Genomic DNA, 23,385 nt, shown 5'->3' with positions numbered 1-23,385 from the left:
ACCGGTCTCCCTGAGTCCCTGGGAGTATTGTTCCGCGGCAGGTAAATGATATCCCGCGGCCGGTCGAAGCGGCCAAGCGGGAGCGCGGCCCACCGGCCGTGGCGGCGCTCCGCTCAGATGAGCAGAGGCTGGGCGGGCTCGGGAGCGCCGGGGGCTTTCCGTCCGGGCGGGTGGTTCAGCCGATGTGCCCACCCACGTAGGACAGTTGGCCTATCCTGCCCCCGTGGACCAGCTGATCGCCGAAGACCCGCCCAGTATCGGACCGTACCGACTGATCGCCAGGCTGGGTGAGGGCGGGATGGGCCTGGTCTACCTGGGCCGCTCCGAGGGTGGCCGTACCGTCGCCGTGAAGGTCGTGCAGGCCGAGTACGCCGGGCATCCCGAGTTCCGCAGGCGCTTCGCGCGCGAAGTGGCCGCGGCCCGGCGGGTGGGCGGGAGCTGCACGGCGGCCGTGCTCGACGCCGACCCCGAGGCGGCCGTCCCGTGGGTGGCGACCCAGTACATCCCGGGGCCCGACCTGCACGCCGTCGTCGCCCGGCAGTTCGGACCGCTGCCCGAGTACTCCGTGCACACCCTCGCCAACCGCCTCGCCCTCGCCCTGCGGGCCGTGCACGAGGCCGGCCTGATCCACCGCGACCTCAAACCGTCCAACGTCCTCGTCACCGTCGACGGCCCCCGGGTCATCGACTTCGGCATCGCGCGGGCGATGGACAGCCTGGCCGAGGAGCACAGCCTCCACACCCGCACCGGCATGCTCATCGGTTCCCCGGGATTCATGTCCCCGGAACAGGTCCGCGGCCTCGAACTCACCCCGGCCAGCGACGTGTTCTGCCTGGGTGCCGTCCTCGTGTACGCCGCCACCGGACGGCTGCTGTTCGGCGCCACCGACACCGGCCTGAACGCCCACCTCTTCCGGGTGGCCGAGGACGAGGCGGACCTGGCCGGCGTACCGGACGCGCTCCTCGATCTGGTACGCGATTGCCTGCACAAGGATCCGGCGCGACGGCCCACCCCCGCGGAAGTGGCCCGGCGCACGACGCCGGACCAGGCCGAGGAGTGGCTGCCGGGTGCGGTCCTGGCCCAACTCGGGCGCCATGCCGCCCAGCTGCTGGACTACGCACCGCCGGCCCCCGCCCAGGCGCCCCCGCAGACCACCCCGCAGGCGCACGCCGGGGAACGGGACCGGGACGGCGCCCCGGCGCGGGACCGGTCGGTGCCGCTCCCGCCCGCCTATGCCCCGACGGCTCCCGCACCCTTCGATCCCTCCCGGGGCTTCGGCCCGCCCCCGGGCCCGCTCCCAGACGGGTCCGCGACCCCGGTGCCGGCCCCGGCACCGGCCGGCGGCCCGCCGCCCCCGCACCCGAGGCGCTGGTGGGGCCTGGCGGTGATCGCCCTGGCGCAGCTGCTGGTGCTGATGCAGGCGGCGGACTTCACCATGGCGATCCCGGCCGTCCAGGCGGACCTGCACCTGTCCTACGGGTCGCTGGGCCCCATGGTCAACGCGTACTACATCGCCTTCGGCGCCGTGCTCCTGATCGGCGGGCACCTCGCCGACCTCGTGGGACGCAAACAGACCCTGATCATCGGCCTGTTCGGGTGCGCGGCGACCGCCGCGCTCGCAGGATCGGCCGGCGACTCCGGCACGCTCACCGCCGCCCGCGTCCTCCAGGGCGCCTTCGGCGCGCTGCTGACCCCGGCGGCGCTGGCCCTGGTGGCCGACGGTTTCACCGACCCGAGGGAGCGCGGCAGGGCCTTCGGGGTCTACGCCGCGGTCGCCGGCGGAGGTACGGCCTTCGCCCTGGCCGTGAGCGGATGGCTGCTCGGCACCCTGGCCTGGCGGGTGTCCCTGTACGCCGTCGTCCCCCTCGCCGTGATCGCCCTGATCGGCGCGTTCACCCTGCTGGACGACCGCCCGGCCCGCACCCGAGGCCGGTTCGACCCGCTCGGCGTGCTGCTCGGCTCCGGCGGAGTCGCCGCCCTGACGTACGGCCTCAGCTCGGCCCCGTCACGCGGCTGGGCCGCCCCCCTGACCCTGATCCTGCTCGGGGGGAGCGTCATGCTGCTCGTGGGCTTCGTGGCGTGGCAGATCGCGAGCGCGGACCCGATGGTGGCGTCGTCCGTCTTCAGGGACCCGAGCCGCCTCGGCAGCCTGCTGAGCCTCTCCCTGGCCGCCGCCGCCACCTTCACCCTGTACCTGGCGCTGTCCACCTACCTGGAAGCCGTCTGCGGCTTCCCCCCGCAGACGGCAGGACTGGCCATGCTGCCCATGGTCGGAGCCACCGTGATCGGTTCCACCCAGGTCTCCGCCCGCCGGCTGCACCGCACCGCGCCCCGCGTCCTGACCGTGGTGGGCCTGGTGCTCACGGCCGTCGGCCTGCTGCTCCTGACCGCCCTCGAAGACGGCTCGTACGTGTCCGGGGCACTGCCCGGCATGCTCCTCGCCGGCCTCGGCACCGGGATCGCCTTCGTGCCGGTCCTCGCGACCGCGACGGGGAGAGGCGGCCCCGAGCGCTCGGGCGGAGCAGCGGGAGCCGTGACCACCGCGCAGGAGGTGGGCACGGCGTTCGGCGCGGCCCTCCTGGCCGGCCACACCGCCGTCACCCTCTGGTGGGCGGTCGGGGCCGTGGTCGTCGCTGTCCTGATCGCCGCGCTGACGATCAGGACCGGGGCGCCGCGCCGGCCCGCCGCGCCGCTCCTGGCCACGGACGGCTGACCCCGGCCCCGCGAAGGGACCGGGGTCACCCCGGCCCCGCGAAGGGACCGGGGTCAGCCGGGCGCCGGGCATGGCGGGCGTCAGGGCGTGCGGGGCGCCGGGAGCTGCTGGGTGATGCAGTGGATCCCGGCGTCGCCGGTGGCCAGGGTGCGGGCTTCGACGCCCACGACCTCGTGGCCGGGGAAGGCCGCCCGCGCCGCCTCCAGCGCCTCGGCGTCCGTGCTCGTGCCGGCGAGCGGCATGATCACCCCGCCGTTGGCGATGTAGAAGTTCATGTAGTTCACGACCGTGTCCTGGCCGTGTACACGGACCTCTTGCTGCGGCGGGAGTTCGAGGATCTCCAGCTTCCGGCCGGCCGCGTCGGTGGAGGCTTCGAGTACGGCGCGGTTGGCCTTCAGCCGGGCGTGGTCCGGGCGGGCGGGATCGCCGCACGCCTCCACCAGCACCCGGCCGGGCGCGATGAACTGGCAGACGTGGTCCACGTGCCCGTCCGTGTCACCGGCGAGGTGGCCGTAGGGAAGCCAGATCACCTTGGTGGCGCCGAGCAGGGCCTCGAACTCCGCCTCGATGTCGGCGCGGCCGAGCCGCGGGTTGCGATTGGCGTTCAGCACGCACTGCTCGGTCGCGATGAGGGTGCCCTCGCCGTCCACCGTGATGGCCCCGCCCTCGAGGACCGTCATCGTCGCGCGGCGCGCGATGCCGAGCTGCGGCAGCAGACGCTCGGTGATCCTGTCGTCCTGCGCGTACGGGTGGAAGCGCTCGCCGAAGGAGTTGTACCGGAAGTCCACGCCGACCCGCCCGCGCGGGCCGTGGACGACGATCGGGCCGGTGGCGCGCAGCCAGGCGTCGTCCATCGGGATCTCCACGGTGGTGACCTCGACTCCGCACAGCGCCCGCACCCGCTCGGCCTGCCCGGGCAGGACCAGCAGGGTCACCGGCTCGAACGCGGCGATGGCCCGGACGATCTGCGCGTACTCCCGCTCGACGGAGGCGAAGCTTTCGCCCCACAGAGATGCGTACGGGGGCCAGGCGAGCATGCAGGCTTCGTGGGGCTCCCACTCGGCCGGCATGGACAGCCCCGTCACGACGGCTCCTCCGGCGCCGGGAAGGACCGCACGGCCTCCTCGGCGGCGTCCCAGTCGCCGCCGAAGCGGGCTTCGAGGACGTGCAGCCACCGCTCCATGCCGAAGGCCACGCAGGAGGTGTGGGCCTCGGCGCCCGCGAGCGTGATGCCGGCGCGCTCGCCGAAGAAGTTGCGGTGATAGTTGACCGAGGCGATCGCGAGGCCACCGTCGGCGACGAATTCCTCCTTGGTGGGGAAGAGCCGCTGCATGACGGCCCGCGAGCCGTTCGCGTCGAAGAACGGGTCGGTCGCGACCTCGGTGGTCAGGCTCAGGCCCAGGTGCCCGGCGAATCCGAGGACCAGGTCCTTGTGGGTGGTGAGGTGGGCCTTCACCGTCTCGGCGTCGCCGACGGCGATGATCTCCCGCATGGTGAACCCGTGGAGGCGTCGCAGCCCCTCGTAGTGCGTCTCGCGCCGGAAGCACTGCGCGAGGGTGGTCAGCCTGACCGGCTCGTCGAGCTCGGTGCCCGAGAGGGACAGGTAGGCGTTGTAGCAGGCGGCCGAGGGCAGCACGAGGCCCGCCTCGCCCAGCTGGTGGCCGCCGAGGCCGGTGCCGGGTGCCGCCGGGTGGGTGGGCAGGTCGGCCACCGCAGCCGTGTCGACGGGAGCCGCCGCCAGCACGAGGTGGGGGAAGTTGGTGAAGTAGTCGAAGCGTGCAAGGTCGGCGACCGGGATCAGCGGCGGGTAGATGACCTCGGCCGCACCGGCCGCCGCGGCCCAGCCGGTGAACACGGCGTCCAGTGCGGCCCTGAGGCGGACCGCCTCGGGGCCGAGGGTGACCAGGCCGTCGGTCACCGTGACAGGGGTGCGCGGACCCGGACTAGGCGTGCGCATGCCCGGCTCCTTCCGTGATCAGTGCGTTGATGCGGTTGAGGGTGCGGAAGTTGTCGACGTCCGTCTTCGCCAGGTCGATCGGCTCACCGGTCAGTTCCTCCATGAGCAGGAGGAACTCCACGAAGGCCAGGGAGTCGAGGACGCGGGCCTCGATCAGGTCCCGGTCCCAGTCGATGGTGTCCACCGAGGAGTTGAGCTTGCGCAGGAACTCGATGACCGTTTCCATCGACTCGCCCACTTCGGCCGGTCCGTTCTCACGCGTTGACATGGTCGAGCCCCCAAGAGGTACGGAAGATGTCACCGGCGACGAAGAACCGGTCGACGCGGGCCATCAGCTTGACGTGGAACGCCTCGCGCACCGGGTGGGTCAGCGCCTTGCGGCGGACCTCCAGGGGCTTGTCCACACCGCAGTCACGGAACATCTGCGGGTTGTACAGGCTGCGCACGGAGTACGTCATGTAGTCCTTGATGTACTTCTCGATCTCGTCCCGGCGGCTCGGATCGGCGGCCAGGGCGCGGTCGTACAGGCGCTTGACGAGCTGCTTGCCGAAGGCGACGTGCCGGCTCTCGTCGTGGTGGTGCGCCGAGTGGATCTCCCGGAGGATGTCCGGGATCAGCGGGTCCTTGCCCATGCGGCTGTTGTAGTAGTCGAAGATCTCCTCGAAGATGAGGATCCGGGAGAACACGACGACGTCGTCCCACAGGTCCCCGAACCCCTCGCGGCGCAGCGGGGAGGCCGCCTCCGGGTAGATCCCGCCGGTGTAGCGGTGGCAGAACTCGGCGAAGAACCACATGTGGGCGTTCTCTTCGCCGATGAAGTGGTGCAGGTACTCGTTGTACGGGGCGAAGTCGGGCGTGTGGATGCGCTTCGCGACCTCGATCATCAGCTCGCGGATGCCGTGGACGTGGAGGCTGAAGAAGTTGACCGTCTCGTACCGGGCGAGGGCCTTCAGCACCTTCTCGTCCTCGATCAGGCCGGTGCCGGAGACCGTGAGGTAGTCGGGGTTCATCCACCACTGGTCCTCGGACACGGAGTCCGGCCACGTGAACTTGGTGTAGGGGTTGTAGTACTCGTCACGCGACTTCTGGGAGAGCCGCGTGAGCATCGTGCTGAAGCCGGAATCGTCCATGGTGATGCGATCTTTCGGTTGGTGCGATGTGTTCATGCCGCGGAGTCGGCCCATGCGACGAGGCAGTTCTCCAGGTCGCGCAGGAAGGTCTCCATCCCGGACTCGGTGACGTGGCGGACGTCGCAGGTCAGGGAGAACTCGAGGTGGTCGGCGCCGTCGTCGACGATGAGGTAGAAGGGCTCCTCCTCGGTGACCGGCAGCCGGGTGAGCACCGTGTCGGCGAGCAGGCTCGCTGCGGGGACCTCCCGCGGCGTGCCCGCGTCCGCCGTACGGGTGCGGCGGTCGTTGATGCAGTACGAGAACCGCAGCGGCGCGTCCGGGCCGTCGCCGAGCTCGGCGAGCAGCCGGTCCATGCCGGCGGCGTCGCATCCGGAGTTCTGGAAGGCGGTGATGGCGGCGAGCCAGGACCGTTTGACCGCCTGTGGCAGGTCGGCGTCCGCGAGGTCCACCGAGAAGTACGTCTCCTGCATCAGGGTCGCCACCATGGTGCGGCTGTCCCGGCCGAACCGCTGCGAGCTCGTCAGGTGCAGATCGACGCGGTCGCTGCCGGTCAGGTCGCGCAGCAGCAGGGCCGCCGCGCCGACGATGACGGCCGCGGCGCTCATGCCGGTGCGGCGGGCGATCCGGCCGACCGCCTGGTCGGCCGCGCGAGAGCGGAGGGCGATCTGTCGGTACGCCTCCTCCTCGGGCAGGTCGGCCACGGCGGGCGGCAGCGCCAGGGGAGCCCGCTCGCGGTAGAGGGAGGCCACGTGGGCCAGGGTCCGGTCGCGCTTGCGGATCCCCGCCGGCGATGCCTGCCAGGCGGCGAGGTCCACCGGTGTCAGGGTGTCCTCGGGCAGCGGCGGCAGGCTCCTGCCCCCGCGGAAGTACTCGGTCACCTCTTCGGCCAGGTGCTGGATGCCGTACCAGTCGACGGCCATGTGGGAGAAGACGTACACGCCGCCCCAGACCCGGCCCTGGCGGACCAGGAGGACCAGGCGCAGCGGGAGTTCGTCCGCGAAGGAGAAGCGCCGGGTGCCGAAGAAGGCCCTCAGGGCCGCGATGTCCGCCTCCGCCGGGGTGTCGGTCTCGACGAACTCGACGGGCAGCGCCCCCTCGGCCAGGACGCGCTGGACCACCCGGCCGTCGGCCTTCCTCGGGAACACCGACCGCAGGGACTCGTGGCGGGAGAAGAAGAACGACAGTGCTTCGAGGCACTCGGCCTCGGTGGGGCGGACGCCCGCGGGGATGCGGAAGTCCTCGACGACGTTGTAGACGTAATCGTTCGGGCCCGCGTTCTCGATCAGGGCCCAGATCTCCTGCTGGCTCCAGGTCAGGGGTGCCTCGGTGGTGCGCGTGCCCTTGAACGGGGCGTGTCCCACGCGCGAGGGGAGGGGCTGTCCGCTGTGGTCGGGGTTCACGGGGTCTCCGATTCCGAGAGGCGCCGGTGCGCGGTGAGTTCCTCGGCGAGGGCCGCCGCGAAGGCATCCACGTCGGCCGGGGTGGTGTCGAAGGAGCACATCCAGCGGACCTCGCCCGTCCGTTCGTCGCGGACGTAGAAGGGGAAGCGTTTCTGCAAACGGGTGGTCACGGCAGGGGGCAGGACGGCGAAGACCGCGTTGGTCTGCACCGGCTGCACGATCCGTACGTCCGGCAGACCGGCCACCGCTGCGGCCAGGCGCCCGGCCATCGCGTTGGCCCGCCGGGCGTTCTCCAGCCACAGCCCGTTCTCCATCAGGGCGATGAACTGCGCCGAGATGAACCGCATCTTGGAGGCCAGCTGGGCCGCGGCCTTGCGCAGGAACTGCGGACCGCGGACGGCGTCCGGATCCAGTACGACCAGGGCCTCGCCGAGCAGCAGGCCGTTCTTGGTGCCGCCGAAGGACAGGACGTCCACTCCGGCGTCGGTGGTCAGGGCGCGCAGCGGCACGCCGAGGGCCGCAGCCGCCTGGGCCAGCCGCGCCCCGTCGAGGTAGACGCGCATGCCCCGCTCGTGGGCGTGCGCGCAGATGTCGGCGATCTCCTGCGGCGTGTACAGGGTGCCGAGTTCGGTGGGCTGGGTGATCGCGACGACGGTCGGCTGCGCACGGTGCACGTCGCCCCGCCCCCAGGCCTGCCGTTCGATCAGCGCGGGCGTCAGCTTGCCGTCCGGGGCCGGCACGGTGAGCAGTTTGACGTGGGCGATCCGCTCGGGGGCCCCGCATTCGTCGGTGTTGACGTGAGCGCTCTCGGCGCAGATGACGGCCCCCCAGGGCTCGCTCATCGCCTGGAGGCCCACCACGTTGGCGCCCGTGCCGTTGAGTACGGGGTAGACCTCCGCCCGGTCGCCGAAGTGCTCCCGGAACACCTGCCGGAGCCGGTCGGTGTAGACGTCGTCCCCGTACGCCGCCTGGTGTCCCTCGTTGGCGACGGCGAGGGCGGCCAGGACGTCCGGGTGTAAGCCTGCGTAGTTGTCACTCGCGAAGCCCCGCGCCGCGGGGTCGTGCAGTCGGGGGATCAATCCTTCGTCCTTCACTTGCGCGGCGGCGGCCCGTGGTGGGGGACATGGCGGTCACAACTGCCCTTGCCTGTCTGGCGAGAAGATCTTACGAGATGATCTAGTAATGAGCGCAAGACTTCCGGCACACTTCTGATCAAGAAGGAATGCCTGCCGCACCGCCCGTCGTGCCTGGCCGCAGCGGTGGGCGCACACAGGAAGACGGTCCATGCAGAGTTCCCCGGCAAGCACCCTGCGGCGCGCCCACAGAGGAGTCGTCGCCACTTTCGCCCTCGTCGGCGTGGTGAACGGCATCCTGGCCGCCAGACTGCCGGGACTCGCCGCCAAACTCGGCCTGGACACCGGCGACGTGGGGCTCGTCATCCTCTCCTGGGGCGTCGCGGCCACCGCGACGATGCAGTGCATGCGCTGGATCGTCGCGGCCCTCGGCAACCGGCTGCTGCTGCGCATCGGCACCCCGCTGGTCACCGTCGCCGTCGGGCTCATCGCCCTCAGCTCCTCGTTCCCGCTGCTCCTCGCGGCCGCCGCCGGCTTCGGAGTCGCCTCCGGCATCGCGGAGGCCATGATGAACGCCCAGGGCAGCCTCGTCGAACGCCGCGCCGAACGCCCCCTGATGAACGGGTTCCACGCCGGATGGAGCGCCGGGGCCGTGGCCGGCGGCCTCCTCGCCGTCGCGCTCGCCGCCCTCGACGTGTCCTACACCGCCTCGGTGCTGGGTGTCGCGGGCGTCGCGCTCCCCCTCGCCCTCGCCGTCGGATGGACCTACCTGGAGGAGCCGGCCGAAGAGGAGGAGCCCGCGGACCGCCACAGGCTGCCCGGGATCGTCTACCTGATCGGCGCCGTCGCCTTCCTCGCGCTCCTCCTCGAAGGGCTGGTGGCCGACTGGAGCGGCCTCCTCCTCACACGCGACCTGCACACGACGGAGGCCGTCGCCGCGATCGCCTACCCGGTGTACGAACTCGCCACGTTCTCCGGGCGGCTGTTCGGCGACCGGCTGCGGCTGCGGTTCGGCAGCCGGTCGATCCTCGCGGCCGCCGGCACCGCGACCGCACTGGGCGTACTCCTCGTCGTGACCGCTCCCTCGGCCGTCTGGGCCATCGCCGGCTTCGCCCTGACGGGGCTGGCCGTCTGCATCGTCGTACCGCTGTGCATGTCCCTGGCCGGGTCCGCCGCACCCGGCCACTCGGACGCCGCCGTCGCCCAGGTGTCGGCGATCGGCTACGCGGGACTGCTCGTCGGCCCCGTGCTGATCGGCTTCGTCGCGGAGGCCACCACCCTGCGCACCGGGATCGCCACGGCCATCGCCTTCGCCCTCCTCATCACCGCCGCCTCGCGCCGGATGCCACACGGGCAGCCCGCCGCCGGGGAGGGCGGGAGCCCGGCCGCCGCGGCGCCGACGCGCGACACCGCGGAGCTCTGAGTCCCCCGACCCGGTGCCGGGGATCCGACGGTCAGGTCCCCAGGGCCCTGCGCAGACCGAGCCGGTCGGTGCCCAGCTTGGTGAAGACCGCGGACAGCAGCTCGGACACCACCTGCGGATTGCTGTGCATCTTGACCGCGATCGCCGAGTTGTCGAGACCGAGGGCGGCGTGCCCCGCCGCCGTGTTCTCGGCCACGGTCAGCGTGTCCTGCTCGGAGGTGTGCAGCCGACGGGGCCGCAGACCGGCCGACGCGAGCTGGGAGCGGGCCCGGCGGGCGAGGCCGTCGGCACCGCACGCCGTCGCGGTCTCCATGCCCCGGTAGAGCTGCTGCGCCGCCCGGTGCGGATCACCGAGGGCGTGCAGGGCCGTACCGTGGTCGACGAGCGCGTGGGCGAGTTCGCAGGCGGCCGGGGACTGTTCGAGGTGGTCCACCGCCTCCTGCAGCAGGAGGGCCGCCTGCGCCGGGTCCGCGGCCGCCGCGGACACCCGCAGGGCGTGCCCGATCACACTGGACGTGCCGAACGCACGGGCCCGCGCTACCGCTTCGGCCGCCGTGGCGCGGGCCTGCTCGGGCTCGCGGACCATCTGCGCGAGCGCCAGGTCGAGCTGCCAGGGACTCCACGACGGATTGCGGGTGCCGCGCAGGTCGAGGCGTTTGCCCGCCGCGCTGAGGTGGCGCACCGCCTCGTCGATCCGGCCCTGGGCCAGCAGGAGCTTGCCCCACACGGCCTGGGGATCGGGATAGACGACCGCCTGCGGGAAGTCCTCCCCCAGCTTGTAGGCGACTGCGACCCGCTGCGCCTCCTCGGTGTTGCCGCGGGCGAGCAGCGTCTCGATGAGGGTTCCGATCGCGTACCACTGGGCCGGGATCCCGTGCCCGACGCGGTCGGCGATCTGCAGGCCGTTGCGTACGAAGTCCTCGGCCTCGGCGAGCCGTCCGCGCCGGTAGCGGACGTACCCGAGCAGCGTGTAGACGAACGACAGGTGCGCACCGCGCCAGCCCTTCGCCTCGAATTCGAGGATGCCTGTGTTGAACAGGTCCTCGGCGCGGCCGGGCTGGTCGCAGTACATCAGCGTGACCGCGACGACGGCCGGCACCTCGAACCCGAAGTCCTGGTCGGTCCAGCTCATGCCGCCGTCCAGCGCCTGTTCCGCGTACTCCAGTGCCGTGCCGGCCGGTTCGCCGCGCATGGCGGCGTCCCACGCCCGCAGACCCAGGATGTGCCGCTCGGCCAGACCGCGGCCGGTGATCCGCTTGGCGAACTGGGCCAGGAGGCGGGAGCGGGCGGGCGAGTTCTCCTCGTCGACGCGGACCGAGTTCCACTTGAACTGCTCGGCCTGCATGCGCAGCCGCGTACGGGAGTTCGCGGCGCTCTTGGCCTCCTCCTGGAGCAGCGCGGCCGCCTCGGCCAGCTGACCGGTGTGGGCGAGTGCCTGCGCGAGCCGGTAGGTGATCGCCTCGCGCAGGCCCAGTTCGGCCTTGGGCTCCTCCAGAGCGGCCCTGAGCTGGTTGATGGTGGTCGCGGGATCGTGCAGGAGGTTGGCGGAGCCGAGTTCGAACAGCACCTGGGCCCGGTCCTCGACGTCCGGGGGTTCGCGCAGCGCACGGGCCAGATAGCGGCGTGCGGCGTCGGGGGCTCCCGCGGAGAAGCTGTCCCGTGCGGCCTGGCGCAGCTGCTGGACGACCCAGGGGTCGCCGTCGGGGTGCATCTCCAGCAGGTGACGGGCCGCGGCCGCGGGGCCCTGTCCGTCGTCGACGAGGGCCTGTGCGGCCATGCCGTGCATCGCGACGCGCACGCCGGGCGGAATCGACCGGTACACGGCGGTGGCGATGAGCGGATGGAAGAACTCCACCACCTCCTTGCGCCGCAGGCCGGTCAGGACGGTCAGGATGCGGGCCGTGCGCAGCTGGCCGATCGCGTCGGCGACCTGGGCCTCACCGAGAGCCGCCACGCTGCCGACGATGCCGGTCGGCACGGCGGTGCCCAGCACCGCGGCGGCCCAGGCGAGCCGGACGGTGGACGGACCGAGTTGTTCGAGACGGTCGATCAGGCCGCTGCCCTTGACGGCGGAGGCCAGATCGCGCAGCTCGGGAATGCTGTCCTGATGGGGCTTGAGCTCGCGGTCGCGGCCCTTCATCGCCAGCTCGACGACCTCGAAGGGGTTTCCGCCGGTGATCGCCCAGCACTCCCGGCAGAACACGTCGTCGGCGCTCTGGCCGAGGGCGTCGCGCACTATGCGGGCCACCGCGGTCGTGGTGAGGGGAGCGAGCTCGTGCGGCCGTGCCCCCTGGCGTCCCATGAGCGCGCGCAGCGCACCGGCGCCGGCGGGGATCTCGTCGGGCCGACAGGCCACCATGATCAGCATGGCGAGCTCCTCGGCCCGTGCCGCGAAGGCGGTCAGCCAGGCCAGGGACTCGGCGTCCGCCCAGTGCGCGTCGTCAAGGATCAGGACGACCGGGGCGCTGCGCACCGTCAGGTGGGTGACGACCCAGTCGAGGCCGTCACGCACGCCCTGCGGGTCGGGTGCCGTCGGGCCCTCCGGGGCCGCGGTCAGCCCGAGCGCCGGGGCGACGATGCTGTACCAACTGCCGAGGAGATCGCGGCGCTCCTCCTCGCTCATGGCGGCGAAGGCCGGCTGGATCAGCTGCCGCATCACGTGGAACGGCACCTGCCGCTCCTGCTCGCCGCCTCGGGCGAACAGTACGGTGCACGATCGCTCCGAGGCGTGCCGGCGGGCCTCGCCCAGCAGGGTCGTCTTGCCGATGCCCGGCGACCCCGCGAACGTCAGAACACCCCCGCGGCGGGCGGTGGGACCGCTGTCCGTGGTGCCACAGAGTTCGTCCACCGCGCGGTGGATCGCGAGAATCTCGGACTCCCTTTCGAGCAGGGGCTGGGACGCCCATCCTCGCGGTTCCGTGACATGTGACATTCCTGCCCCCTCCTGCGCGTGCGGCCGAGTGTACGACCCGGAGGAAGAGATATTGCTGCTTAAGCACATTATTGCGGGATCACATCACTCGTACGTGGACAGCGCTGTATCCTCTGCTGACCTCAAGAGCGCTGTGACGTCCGAAGATCGGTCAACCGGGCGTCGGACGCGCCGTGCCCACCGGATTCCGTCAATGGCGTGAAACAGGGATCATCGGCAGCTCGCTGGGCTGCGGGATACCCGCCGGGAGTTCGCGCACCGTCACGCCCGGCGCCGGAACGAGTGTCCACCGGGACGCCACGGTCGCCACCGCGGTCAGGATCTCCCACACGGCGAACGAGTCACCGATGCACTTGTGCTGGCCGGCCCCGAACGGGATGAACCGGTGCGCCCGGCGCTGTTCCTCCCCCTCCTCCTCCCAGCGGTCCGGATCGAAGGTCGCCGGATCGCGGAAGAGGGCGGGGTCCCGGTGCAGTGCGTAGGGGCTGTAGGCCAGTTCCGCCCCGGCCGGGATGGACACGCCGCCCAGGGTGAGCGGGGCGAGGGCCCGCCGGGTGAAGAGCAGGGGGGAGTGCAGGCGGAGCGCCTCCTGGAACACGTTGTTCGTGTACGTGAGGCGGGGGAGGTCGGCGGGGCGGACGGGGCCCGCGCCCACCACCGCGTCGACCTCTTCCTGGACGCGCCTCTCGACCTCGGGGTGTTGGCCGAGCTCGTGGAAGATCCAGGCCAGGGTGGTGGCCGAGGTTTCCGTCCCGGCGAACAGGATCGCGATGACCTCGTCCCTGACTTGCTCGGCGCTCATCGTCGCGCCCGTGTCGGCGTCCACGCTGGACAGCAGCAGGGAGAGCAGGTCGTGCCGGTCCTCCTGCCCGGCCTGCTCGACGCCGTACTGGGCGATCACCTCGTCGATGACACCGCGCAGCCGGGCGGCCGCCGCGTCGAACCTCCGGTTCGGCGGTATGGGCAACAGGTCCAAGGACTTGGGCATCACCGCACGCAGCAGCATCCCCTCCAGGACGACGGGCAGGGAGCGGTGCACCTCTGCGATCGCCTGGCCGCTCAGACCTCCCGAGAAGGTCATCTCGGCCACCGAGGACAGTGCGTACCGCCGTGTCTCCGTGAGCATCGAGACCTCCTCGCCCGCCTTCCACGAGGCGCACATCGCCTCCGCCGCCCGGCCCATCACCTCCGCGTACTCGGTGATGTGGTTGCGGTGGAAGGCGGGCTGCACCATCCGTCGCTGCTTGCGGTGGAAGTCGCCGTCGGTCGTGACGATGCCGTTGCCGAACATGGGCCGGAGCCGCTCGAAGATCCTTCCGCGCCCGAACTGCTGGGCCCGCTGCACCAGTACGGCGTGCACGTGCTCCGGACTCGTGAGCACGTGCACGGGCCAGGTGCCGATGTCGAGGCGCACGATGTCGCCGTGCTCGCGCAGCGACTCGAGGAACGCGATCGGCTGCCGCCACAGGGGCAGGGCGTGCCCCAGGAGCGGTAACCGCCCCGGGGCCGCGGGGGCGTGGACCACAGGGCCGGGCTGTTCCGTACGGGCCATGGATCCACTTCCTGTCATGCCACCGAGACCAGGTCCGGGCGGGTGTACGCGGACTCCAGCCCGGCTGCGAACCGTTCGTCGCTGTACCGTGTGCACTCGTAACGCTGCCACAGATCGGCGCCGATCATCCAGTCTTCGTAACTCCGCACGCAGCGGGTCACAGCGGCCCGGACCTCGGGGTCCAACCGTCCCTCGGCGTCGATGACTTGAAACAGCCGTCGCTCGGCCGACACGTAGTCCTCTATGCGGGCCTGGATGCGGTCCTCGACGGACCGGACCGCATCCGGAAGCGAACATCCTTCCCAGGATGAGATGAGGGACACGAGGTTGTTGTTGTCCCCGCAGGCGTGCTCCTTGGGCAGGGAGAACACGTCGTTGCCCCACGAGATGATGTCCACGGCGCTCTCGACGACCGCCTGGAACGCCGGGTGGTCGTGGACGTGCTGCGGCAGGTCGATCCCCAGTCCGGCCTCCACCATGTCCATCATGGGCAGCAGTTGGGAACTGTGCCGGCGCATGAGGATGTACTCCTGGACCGAAGGGCGCCTGCGGGCACCGCGGTTGCCCGCCTCCTGGTCCAAGGAGCGCAGCATCAATGGGACATGGGCCCGGTAGCGGGCCGCCGTCCCCGTGGACATCCCGGCGAGGATCCGGTCGCACAGGTCGATGAACCCGCGCACCAGCGGATTCCGCCGGGACGACGCCCTGTTGACCCTGCCGGTGGCCAGGTACTGGGTGATGGCGTCGATGACGGGCGGCCAGGCCGCGAGTTCACCCTTCCTGATGAGGTGGTCGTGCTGGTCGTCCAGGACGAACGACCACGCCATCCACTCGGCGAGCAGCACGACGGTTTCGTACGGCACCTCGCCGCTCACCCGTCCCGCGAGGTGTCCGCAGCCGATCGCCGTGAACTGCTCGGCGGCGTCGGCGACGAGCTCGTGGCGCAGCGCCCACGACGTCGCCTCGGAGTTGGCCCGAGCGGCCAGCGGATGCTTGGAGTTCCCGAACGGAAGGTGGAAATCGGGAACGGGGAAAGGGTCGAGCCGGGCCATTGATCCCCCCACGGAAGAGTCGGATTCGCCAATACCCGCTCAATGTACGATCGTCATGGCACGTGCGTTTTCGGAGCGACCCGCTGCTGTGGACACCGTCACGACCACACGCTCCGTGACGGTTGAATGAAACGGTCAGGAACCGCCCAGAACCCGTCCGCACACGACTACATCAGGCCACCCGTGAAGTAATTAACCCTCAGGGCGCAGCGCACTGTCAATGTAGGAAGTGAGGAGATACTGCATTCACGCTGCTATTACGTGGAGAATATCCCCGGGGGATATGCAGGCGGCATGATCCGAATGGGACGGGGGTGGCGGCGCCCGGTCGGCGCCCGCCATGGGCGTCTTCCGGCCACTTGTGGGACCGTTGGAGCGGCCGTGTCCCAACTCACATGGGTGCTCCGCCTGTTGAGTGCGGTGCTGACGTGGCGCCGGCCGGTGGCCGAAGAGCGCCGTGGCGGTACGCGGCACTCCCTACACTGCCGGGGGACGTGGCCGTCCGGGGAAGGGCGGAGAACATGATCGAGCACCATGCGGCAGACCCGGACGACGACCAGGAGACCGATGTCCTGGGTGCCTACCTCGAGGTCCTGCGGGCGCGGCTGAGCGGGGAGCGGTTCGAACTTCTCATCCGCGCCGTCCAGACCACCTGTGCCCTGCTGGCCGAGGGGCGGGAAGCCGTCCTCGAAGTGCCCGGAGACCCCGACCTCGCGCCCGAGTTGCAGCGCGAGTACCTCTCCCTCATGGCGGTGATGATCACGGGTCACCTCGACCACCGCCTCGTCGAACTGGCCGCCCCCGACGGCGGCACCGGCTGGGCGGTCGTGGACAACACCCTTCCGCGCCGGGAACCCGCCCCGGCGCCGCCGTCCCCGTGCGAAGCGGCCGAGCGGGCGTGGATCGCCCAGGAGCTCGACGGCATCGTCCGCGCCACGCAGGACACGGGGCCGGCCGGCGGCTGACGCGGGGGCGCCGACGGTCTACCGGCCGAAGGACAGGATCGCGTGGTCCACCTTCCCCGGCTCCGGGCTGTAGACGGAGCCCTTGAGCAGGAAGAGCCGTCCGCCCGCCCAGGCCACGCGCACGCTGTGGGAGAAGAAGACCGACTCGGCGCCCTTGGTGCCCTCCGGCGTCTGCAGGACCACCTGCGGCTCGCCGCCGGTCGCGGCCGGCAGCGCCGCCACCGCCGCCGACGCTCCGGCGCCGGCCTCGACGTAGACGAGGAGCTTGCCGTCCTCCACGGCCAGGGGCCACATGGCGCGCCCCGGGGGTGCGGCCGCGTGCCACCTCTCGGCGCCGGTGTCCAGGTCGACCGCGACGACCTCGTCCGTCGTGTCGACGCCGAGGGTGCTGCCGGGCTTGCCCGCGGCGAGGTAGAGCGTGCCGCCGTCGACCGCGGCCGCGTCGCAGCCGTGCAGCCCGTCCGTCCCGTCGCCCCACCCGTTGCACCGGCCCGTGACCCCGAAGGCGGGCCGGCTCTGCGAGCGGACCCTGCCGTCGGCGGTGAACACCGTGATGCCCCATGCCTTCTGCCCGGAGTTGTACGCGGCCACGACCAGCGGGTCCACGGAGTGGATACGGCCGAGGCTCCAGCCCTTGTCGTACAGGTGGTTCCACTTGGCGGCGCCCGTCGCGGGGTCGACCTCCTCGATCATGGTGCGTGGCTCGGCGGTCGCATCGTCCGGGTCGGGGCAGTTGCGGACGTTGAACAGCCGGGAGCCGCCGCCGACGGCCGCGGGGTAGCACGCGCCCGTCTTCGACGTCCCGTAGAGCTTCCTGCCGTCGGTGACCGAGAAGCCGCTCACGACGGCCGAGCGGGCCACCGCGACGGTGTCCGCGCTGATCGCCATGCCGAACTCGACGGCCGTGTCGTGGGAGTTCTCCTGCGGTACCTCCACCTTCCAGCCCGCCGTGCCCGTACGAAGGTCGATCTGCTGGAGGTGCGTGCACCGCGCGCCCTCGCCGTCACCCGACTTGATGCCGACGACCAGCTTCCCGTCCGCGGACGGGGCCTGTGGCACTCCGCACAGCGGCGTGGCGAGCGCGACCTTCCACTTCTCCCGGCCGTCGGTCACCCCATGGGCGGTGACCTCCTTGAACATCGCCCGGACCACGACGTCGCCCACCCGCCACGGACCGTACTGCCGGGCCCCGGAGCCGGGCACCGCCGTCATGTTCTCGCTCAGCCAGACCGGTGCCTCGCCCGGTTTGATCCCGGCGTTGAGGTCGGAGGTCTCCGGACCGCCGCCGGTGCCCTTGCCGTCTCCCTTGTCGACCGAGGGGGAAACCGGCGGTGCGGCCGGTTCCGATGCGTTCGCCGCGGGTGCGCGGGGCTCGTCGCGGCCGGCGCCCGACACGGCGTACAGGCAGCCGCCGATCACCAGCAGGGCCGCGACCAGCGCCGTGATCAGCAGGGCGGCCCTGCCCCGGAAGCGGCTCCCGCTCCCTCCGCCGGGCGCGGGGGGCAGTGGCGGATGCGGCACCGTGTGCGGCTGCGGCGAGGGGGACGGGTACGGGTGCGGCAGCGGCTGTGCGTACGGGTTGCCGGGAACGGGTCCTGAACCCGGCGGCGCCGTACGGTAGTCGGAGCCGTAGCCGGGCTGCACCGCGGGCGGCCGGGCGGCCGCCGCCCCCCGGTCCCCGGGCCCCTGCTGTTCACGTTCCGGCAGTTCGCCGAAGTCACGACCGGTCATGGGGCAAGTGTGGCCGGTGCGCCGGACGTTCAGGAGCTCGTTCCCGGCCGAAACGCCGGCCCGTGATCCGGACGTCAGCCGTCCCCCAGTGCTCGCCTGCCGGCCGCCGGCCTCAGCCTCCCAGCCGTTCGTGCAGGAACGCGGTGACGTCCGCCCTGGCCTTCAACGCCGGGTGGTCCTCGGGGGTTTCGCGGACCTCCAGGGTCAGCACCGCATGGGCCAGCCGGCCGAAGCCGTCGCCGTTGCCCGGGGCCGAGTCGAGCCGGACGACCTTGAACGCGTCCCCGAGCCGCGACCGCAGCGTGTCGAACCGGTCCTCGGGGGCCATCCAGTCCTCGCTGAACCGGAGCCCCATCACGCACAGGCCGCTGTCGCGGGTGCGTTCGACGACGCGCTGCAGCTCGTCCTCGGAGACGCCCGCGTCGGTCCGCCGGGCGGCGGTCACCGCGATGGGCGCCGAGGGCTGGCTCATCACCGGGGCCAGCACGGCCTCGTCCACGGCGGCGGCCAGGGCGAATCCGCCCGTGAAGCAGAGGCCGATGACACCGACCCCCGCCGCCGGAGTACGGGCCGCCAGGTCACGGGCGAGGGCCCTGAGGTAGTCGGCGACGGGCCGGCTGGCGTTCGTGGCGAAGGCCCGGAACTCCGAGGAGATGCACACGCGGGCGAAGACCGCCGCGGTCCGGGCCACGGACACCGGCTTGCCCGGCGTGCCGAACAGTGACGGCATCACGACGGTGAACCCCTCGTCCACCAGGTGCTCGGCGAGGCCGAGCACCTCGGGCGTGATGCCGGGCAGCTCCGGCAGGAGCACCACGCCGGGTCCCTCGCCCTTCTCGAAGCAGTCGTACGAGAGCCCCTCGGCGGCGAACGGAGCCCGGCGCCAGCCGGCGAGGGTGGAGGTCGGTGCGGTACCTGTCATTGCTCCTGCTTTCGGTCGGCGTCGGCAGCCGACTGTACGCCGCGTCCATGCCAAAAAACCGACCGGGCCGGAGGTGCGTCAACCACGGGCAGGGCCGGTCACCCTGCCGGGGCGGTCCACCCCGTCGGGTGAACGCGGCGCGCGCCGGACCGGGCTGCGGGCCCGGTTCCGTACGGGGGCGACCTGCGCAGGCGGGGCCCGGGCGCACGGAAAGGATCACATTCGGTGCCACCATTCCCCCGCACACAGCGGGCAAGGCTGCGAAGCCGTTCACAGGGATGAGAGGTACGCACGTGGCGCCTCAGGTGGTCGACGAAACGGCTCGGCGTCTGCCCACACGGAAGGGCTCCGGTGCCGACGGCCCCGTCGTGCCGGCACCGTCACCGGCCCCCGGATCCGCACCCGCACCGGCCGGTCCCGCGTCCGCCCCGGAGCGCATCGACACCGGACTCCTCATCGCGGCCTCGGTCCTCCTCGCGGACGCGGCCCTGACGGCCAAGCAGTCCGGTGCGGAGCTGACCGGGGCGCTGTTCAGCTGGCGGTTCGGGCTGGAGGCGCTGCGGCGGCCCGGCTGGGCCCTCGGCACGGCCCTCACCTGCGCCCAGGCGCTGACCGGTTCCACCGGCCTCGGATTCGGGGCGAACGGGGGGATGGTCGGCGAACTCGCCCGGATGGCGGGGAGCATGACGTACCGTCGCCCCGCCAAGGTGGCCATGGCCGTGGACGCCTTCGCCCTGCGCATCAAGGCCGCCGCGGCCGACCACCCCAACCTCGGCGCACCGGCCGCCCGCCGCCTGACCGACGCGATGGTGGCCGGGAACCGGCTGGAGGCGCTGCGTGCGATGCACGGGCTGGTCGAACTGCTCGGCGTGACCCGCGCCCTGACCACGGTGAGCCCCGTGATCATGGAACTGCTGGCCCTGCTCGGCATGCTCGACGAGAACCCGGTCAACGACGAGTTCTCCTGGGTGACCCTCGCCGGGGGCGTGCCGACCACCGACCCGATCCTCGGACTGCCGAGCTCCGTCCTGGGCTTCCTCAACCCCGGCCCGGGCCGCGCCGAGCGCACCGAGCCGGACCCGATCCTCGCGAAGGTGCTCGCCTCCTCCCGCAACGACATCGTCAGCTACGTCAACGACATCGGGGCCCTCGGCAACCACGGCCTCGTGCTGCTGCGCCGCGTCGCGTGCGCGGACGGCGCCGTACGGTACGTGCTCCTGCTGCCCGGCACGAGCTTCGCCCTGCTCAGCAACAGCACCCCGCAGGACCTGGTCGGCGCCTTCGACGGACTGCTGCGCACCGACACGACGTACACACGGGCCGCGAAGAAGCTGCTCCTGCGGGCCGGGGTGCCCGCCGGATCCGAGCTCATGATCGTCGGACACAGTCTGGGCGGGATGACCGCGATGAACCTCGCGAGCGACGTGGAGGTGTCCTCGACCTACCGGGTCACGCACGTGATCGCGATCGGGTCCCCGATCGACGGCAAGCGGCCCGCCGACCACACCACGCAGGTGGTCAGCCTCGTCAACAAGCACGACGTGATCCCGGGGCTCGACGGCCGCGGCCCGGCCGCGCCCCATCACATCCCCGAGAGCTGGGTCGAACTGGCCTGGCTGGACGAGTCGTACGACTACCCGCTGTCGCACGCCCCGCAGGCGTACTCCGACGCGCTGCGCGGCGGACTCGCCCCCTACCGGGAACAGGTCAACAAGCTCATCAGCGCCTACGACGGCGAAGTCGTCGGCAACCAGCCGTACATGCTGCGCGACAAGTGACCACCAGGGACCACAAGGGAGACCGACCGATGACCTCTGCCGAGAGCCCGGCCACCACGCCGCGACGCCCCGCGACGGCCTGGCCCCTGGAGAACGCCGTGTTCAGCGCGGTGATGGCCGCCCAGCGCCTGCCATGGGTGGACGCCCCGGCCCGCGCCCTCGGACTGGACGCGCTGACCCGGGACGGGGTGACGCGCCGGCTGCTGGCCTTCCTGCGGCGCACCCGCTCCGGGCGGCCGGTGCGGCTGAGCACCCCGTTCGGCTCGTTCCTCGTGCCGCTGGCGGGCCCGGACGCCGCGGGTCTGCTGGCCCGCGCCGACGAGGCCGGGGCGCTCGCGCCCGCGGTCGGCCTCACCCCCGGCGGACAGCGGTACGGGCTGTCGCCGCACGTGCCGCTGCCGCGCGAGGCGGCCGTGCCCGCGGCGGAACTGGGCGCCCTGCTGTCCGAGGACGTCGACCGGGTGATCGAGGGCCGGCGCGGGGACGGCACGCTGGAGTGGCGCGACTGGCGGCGCGGCATGCAGCGGCTGGGCCGGCGCGTGGTCGCGGGCGCCGCCGCGGTCGAGGACACACTGCTCAGCGAGGTGCTCACGGCGGCCACGGAGGCCGCGGACGGCAGGGCCTACGACGGCCGCGCCGACGCACTGCGGCGCCGGCTGGAACCGTACCTGGCGGACCCGGACCCCGACTGCCTCGCCGGCCGGCTGACGGGCCGGGGGCCGGGGGGCAGGGGAACGGATCCCGGGACCGCCCTGCCGGCCGTCGCGCACGCGCTCGCGCTGGTCTCCGAGGCCGCCGCCGGGACCGTGCTCCAGGCGCTGGCCCTGCTCGCCGTGGGCGCCGCCGCGTCCCCGGAGGCGGCCGTCGGCGAGGCGCTGCGCCGCTGGCCGCCGGTGGCCGCGGCCGTGTACCCCGTACGGGAGGACTTCACCTGGCAGGACCTGGCCGTCCGGGCCGGCACCGAGATCCTGCGGGTGCCCGGCTGGCTGCGGGGTCTCGACGGCGAACCCCACCCGGAAGCGGGGCCTTCGGGCCCGTCGGCGACGGCGGCGACGTCGGGGATGCCGCCGCTGTGCGGGGCCCCGACGGGTTGCGCGGCATCGCGGTTCGCGGCGCTCGTCGCCGAGCACGTCGTACGCGTCGTCACCGAATCGGTCCGGCCGGTGGTGATCTCCCCGCAGTTCACCGCGGACCGGCTGCCCGACGCGCTCGACCCGCGGACCCTGGTCGTGGCGCTGGAGGACCTCGCCGCCCGGCCGGGCGACGGACGGGTGACGGTCGGCAAGGCGACGGCCGTGCCGGTCTCGGCGTTCGGCTACGCCCCGGCGGCGTACGGGGCGCTGGCGCACGCCAGCGCCGACCGGCTGGAGCGGCACGCGGAGAGCCTCGCGGCCTGCGCCGCGAACAGCGGCTGGAACGCCGACGAGGAGGGGGAGCGGTTCCGGATGGTCCTGCTGGGCCACGCGGAGCGGTGCGCCACGGCCGCCGACGGTGTACGGCGGGCAGCGAAGCGGCTGTCGGACTGAGCGGAGGAGTACGTGCACGTTTCGGCAGCGCATACCGGACCGGCGCCCGCCCCGGATCCGGCGCCCGCCCCGGATCCGGCGCCCGCCCCGGATCCGGCGCCCGCCCCGGATCCGGTGCTCGCCCCGGCGGCATCCGCTCCGGCCCCGGGGCCCGGCCCGGGGCCCCTCCCGGCATCCGCGCCCGCGGCCGGCAGGGCCGCGGCACTCGCCGGGCTCGGGGCGTACGTGCCCCCGCGCGTCCTCACCAACGCCGAGCTGTGCGGGCAGCGGCCCATCGGCGACGAGTGGATCCGCGAGCGCATCGGTGTGGCGAGCCGGCGGATCGCGGACGGGGAGGCCACCGTCGACCTGGCGGTACGGGCCGGCCGCCACGCGCTCACGGCAGCCGGGGTGGACTCCGTCGACGCGGTGGTGCTGACCACCATCTCCCCGGACCGGCTCCTGCCGGCCGGGGCCCCGGAGGTCGCGGCGCGCCTCGGACTGGGCACGGTACCGGCGTTCGACCTGGCGTCGGGCTGCAGCGGGTTCCTGTACGGCCTGGGCGTGGCGACCTCGATGATCACCGGCGGGGCCTTCGGGCGCGTCCTGCTGGTCGCCTCGGACGTGTTCAGCGCGTTCCTCGATCCACAGGACTGGCTGATGTCGGCCATCTTCGGCGACGGGGCGGGCGCGGTGGTGCTGCACGCCGCCGAAGCCGGCGCGCCCGGCGCCTTCGGGCCCTTCGACCTGGGCAGCGACGGCGCGCAGGCCGATCTGCTGGAGGTGCCCGGCGGTGGTGCGCGGGCCAGGAAGCGGCAACTGGCCGAGCCGGGGGCGGAGTTCTCCCCGTACTTCCGGATGGACGGGCCCGTCGTGCGCAAGCAGGCCGTGGTCGGGATGTGCGATTCCGTCACCCGGGCCCTGCACCGGGCCGGCTGGCGGCCGGCGGACCTGGACGTGCTGGTCGCCCACCAGGCCAACCAGCGCATCCTGGACGGGCTCACCGCCGAGCTGGGCCTGCCGCCGGGCCGGGTGCTGTCGCACATCGAGACGTACGGGAACGCCGCGGCGGCCTCGGTGCCCGTGTTGCTCGCCCAGGCGGCGGCCGCGGGGACACTGTCGCCGGGCCTGCGGGTGGCGCTCACCGCGTACGGTGCGGGGCTGGCCTGGGGGTCGACCACCCTGGTCTGGCCCGAGGTGCGGGCGGTGGCCGAGGGCGGGTGAGCCCCGGCCCCCTCCCCGGGCGGCGGGG

17 protein-coding genes are annotated in these 23,385 nt (G+C 72.6%); 6 read left to right on the top strand and 11 right to left on the bottom strand.

Features of this window, described 5'->3' with window-relative positions; all coding sequences use genetic code 11:
• Positions 1-223 precede the first annotated feature (223 nt).
• Positions 224-2,713 (top strand): MDR family MFS transporter, encoded by a 2,490-nt coding sequence (locus ACIPK4_RS23750; RefSeq protein ID WP_402315669.1) that lies wholly within the window; start codon positions 224-226, stop codon positions 2,711-2,713.
• Positions 2,714-2,793: 80 nt separating this feature from the next.
• Here the strand turns inward: ACIPK4_RS23750 and ACIPK4_RS23745 are convergent, their stop codons facing one another.
• Genes ACIPK4_RS23745 through ACIPK4_RS23720 form a run of 6 tightly spaced genes read right to left on the bottom strand, consistent with a single transcriptional unit; the run spans position 2,794 to position 8,279 of the window.
• A complete protein-coding gene (locus ACIPK4_RS23745; RefSeq protein ID WP_402315667.1) occupies positions 2,794-3,798 on the bottom strand; it encodes an agmatine/peptidylarginine deiminase in 1,005 nt (334 codons plus the stop codon).
• On the bottom strand, positions 3,795-4,670 hold the full coding sequence (locus ACIPK4_RS23740) for a hypothetical protein (protein ID WP_402315665.1): 876 nt from the start codon (positions 4,668-4,670) through the stop codon (positions 3,795-3,797). The genes ACIPK4_RS23745 and ACIPK4_RS23740 overlap by 4 nt, the downstream gene beginning before the upstream one ends.
• On the bottom strand, positions 4,657-4,938 hold the full coding sequence (locus ACIPK4_RS23735) for an acyl carrier protein (RefSeq protein ID WP_402315664.1): 282 nt from the start codon (positions 4,936-4,938) through the stop codon (positions 4,657-4,659). Before ACIPK4_RS23735 ends, ACIPK4_RS23740 begins: the two co-directional genes overlap by 14 nt.
• Positions 4,925-5,800: a diiron oxygenase gene (locus tag ACIPK4_RS23730; protein WP_376193075.1), complete on the bottom strand. Its 876-nt coding sequence runs from the start codon at positions 5,798-5,800 to the stop codon at positions 4,925-4,927. Before ACIPK4_RS23730 ends, ACIPK4_RS23735 begins: the two co-directional genes overlap by 14 nt.
• A 32-nt stretch (positions 5,801-5,832) precedes the next feature.
• Positions 5,833-7,200, bottom strand: coding sequence for a condensation domain-containing protein (locus ACIPK4_RS23725; RefSeq protein WP_402315662.1), 1,368 nt, complete (start codon positions 7,198-7,200; stop codon positions 5,833-5,835).
• Positions 7,197-8,279 (bottom strand): threonine aldolase family protein, encoded by a 1,083-nt coding sequence (locus ACIPK4_RS23720; RefSeq protein ID WP_402315660.1) that lies wholly within the window; start codon positions 8,277-8,279, stop codon positions 7,197-7,199. The genes ACIPK4_RS23725 and ACIPK4_RS23720 overlap by 4 nt, the downstream gene beginning before the upstream one ends.
• Positions 8,280-8,484: 205 nt before the next feature.
• Here ACIPK4_RS23720 and ACIPK4_RS23715 point away from each other — a divergent pair, with 205 nt between their 5' ends.
• A complete protein-coding gene (locus ACIPK4_RS23715; protein ID WP_402315658.1) occupies positions 8,485-9,696 on the top strand; it encodes an MFS transporter in 1,212 nt (403 codons plus the stop codon).
• Between the two features lie 31 nt (positions 9,697-9,727).
• On the opposite strand, the gene ACIPK4_RS23710 is transcribed toward ACIPK4_RS23715, so the two are convergent.
• From ACIPK4_RS23710 to ACIPK4_RS23700, 3 genes are all read right to left on the bottom strand, one after another.
• Entirely contained in the window at positions 9,728-12,628 is a 2,901-nt protein-coding gene (locus ACIPK4_RS23710; RefSeq protein ID WP_402315657.1) for an ATP-binding protein, read from the bottom strand.
• 190 nt (positions 12,629-12,818) lie between these two features.
• Entirely contained in the window at positions 12,819-14,198 is a 1,380-nt protein-coding gene (locus tag ACIPK4_RS23705) for a cytochrome P450 (RefSeq protein ID WP_402315655.1), read from the bottom strand.
• Complete coding sequence (locus ACIPK4_RS23700) at positions 14,195-15,232, bottom strand: terpene synthase family protein (protein WP_402315653.1); 1,038 nt, start codon at positions 15,230-15,232, stop codon at positions 14,195-14,197. Before ACIPK4_RS23700 ends, ACIPK4_RS23705 begins: the two co-directional genes overlap by 4 nt.
• 521 nt (positions 15,233-15,753) lie before the next feature.
• Between ACIPK4_RS23700 and ACIPK4_RS23695 the strand changes: the two genes are divergently transcribed.
• Positions 15,754-16,197: a hypothetical protein gene (locus ACIPK4_RS23695; protein ID WP_402315651.1), complete on the top strand. Its 444-nt coding sequence runs from the start codon at positions 15,754-15,756 to the stop codon at positions 16,195-16,197.
• 18 nt (positions 16,198-16,215) lie between these two features.
• Here the strand turns inward: ACIPK4_RS23695 and ACIPK4_RS23690 are convergent, their stop codons facing one another.
• Positions 16,216-17,928 carry a PQQ-binding-like beta-propeller repeat protein gene (locus tag ACIPK4_RS23690; RefSeq protein ID WP_402315649.1) on the bottom strand — a complete coding sequence of 571 codons (1,713 nt, stop codon included), beginning with the start codon at positions 17,926-17,928 and terminating at the stop codon, positions 16,216-16,218.
• Between the two features lie 112 nt (positions 17,929-18,040).
• Positions 18,041-18,850, bottom strand: a complete 810-nt coding sequence (locus ACIPK4_RS23685; protein ID WP_402315647.1) for a dienelactone hydrolase family protein — start codon at positions 18,848-18,850, stop codon at positions 18,041-18,043.
• A gap of 368 nt (positions 18,851-19,218) precedes the next feature.
• On the opposite strand from ACIPK4_RS23685, the gene ACIPK4_RS23680 reads away from it, so the two are divergent.
• From ACIPK4_RS23680 to ACIPK4_RS23670, 3 genes are read left to right on the top strand one after another with little or no spacing between them, the layout of a single operon-like run.
• Positions 19,219-20,628 carry a hypothetical protein gene (locus tag ACIPK4_RS23680; protein ID WP_402315645.1) on the top strand — a complete coding sequence of 470 codons (1,410 nt, stop codon included), beginning with the start codon at positions 19,219-19,221 and terminating at the stop codon, positions 20,626-20,628.
• Positions 20,629-20,657: 29 nt separating this feature from the next.
• Positions 20,658-22,154 carry a hypothetical protein gene (locus tag ACIPK4_RS23675; protein WP_402315643.1) on the top strand — a complete coding sequence of 499 codons (1,497 nt, stop codon included), beginning with the start codon at positions 20,658-20,660 and terminating at the stop codon, positions 22,152-22,154.
• Between the two features lie 12 nt (positions 22,155-22,166).
• The gene (locus ACIPK4_RS23670) at positions 22,167-23,357 is read left to right on the top strand and encodes a beta-ketoacyl-ACP synthase 3 (protein ID WP_402315641.1); all 1,191 of its coding nucleotides are present in this window, start codon (positions 22,167-22,169) and stop codon (positions 23,355-23,357) included.
• Positions 23,358-23,385 lie beyond the last annotated feature (28 nt).

Source organism: Streptomyces sp. NPDC086989 (assembly GCF_044745505.1).
Classification (GTDB): Bacteria; Actinomycetota; Actinomycetes; order Streptomycetales; family Streptomycetaceae; genus Streptomyces.
This window is presented reverse-complemented; position numbering and strand designations above follow the sequence as displayed.

Bases quoted from the DNA above. Each gene is read 5' to 3' on its own strand.
- ACIPK4_RS23740 (WP_402315665.1), bottom strand. From the start codon at position 4,670: ATGCGCACGCCTAGTCCGGGTCCGCGCACCCCTGTCACGGTGACCGAC.
- ACIPK4_RS23735 (WP_402315664.1), bottom strand. From the start codon at position 4,938: ATGTCAACGCGTGAGAACGGACCGGCCGAAGTGGGCGAGTCGATGGAA.
- ACIPK4_RS23730 (WP_376193075.1), bottom strand. From the start codon at position 5,800: ATGGACGATTCCGGCTTCAGCACGATGCTCACGCGGCTCTCCCAGAAG.
- ACIPK4_RS23715 (WP_402315658.1), top strand. From the start codon at position 8,485: ATGCAGAGTTCCCCGGCAAGCACCCTGCGGCGCGCCCACAGAGGAGTC.
- ACIPK4_RS23710 (WP_402315657.1), bottom strand. From the start codon at position 12,628: ATGTCACATGTCACGGAACCGCGAGGATGGGCGTCCCAGCCCCTGCTC.
- ACIPK4_RS23705 (WP_402315655.1), bottom strand. From the start codon at position 14,198: ATGACAGGAAGTGGATCCATGGCCCGTACGGAACAGCCCGGCCCTGTG.
- ACIPK4_RS23700 (WP_402315653.1), bottom strand. From the start codon at position 15,232: ATGGCCCGGCTCGACCCTTTCCCCGTTCCCGATTTCCACCTTCCGTTC.
- ACIPK4_RS23695 (WP_402315651.1), top strand. From the start codon at position 15,754: ATGATCGAGCACCATGCGGCAGACCCGGACGACGACCAGGAGACCGAT.
- ACIPK4_RS23690 (WP_402315649.1), bottom strand. From the start codon at position 17,928: ATGACCGGTCGTGACTTCGGCGAACTGCCGGAACGTGAACAGCAGGGG.
- ACIPK4_RS23685 (WP_402315647.1), bottom strand. From the start codon at position 18,850: ATGACAGGTACCGCACCGACCTCCACCCTCGCCGGCTGGCGCCGGGCT.
- ACIPK4_RS23675 (WP_402315643.1), top strand. From the start codon at position 20,658: ATGACCTCTGCCGAGAGCCCGGCCACCACGCCGCGACGCCCCGCGACG.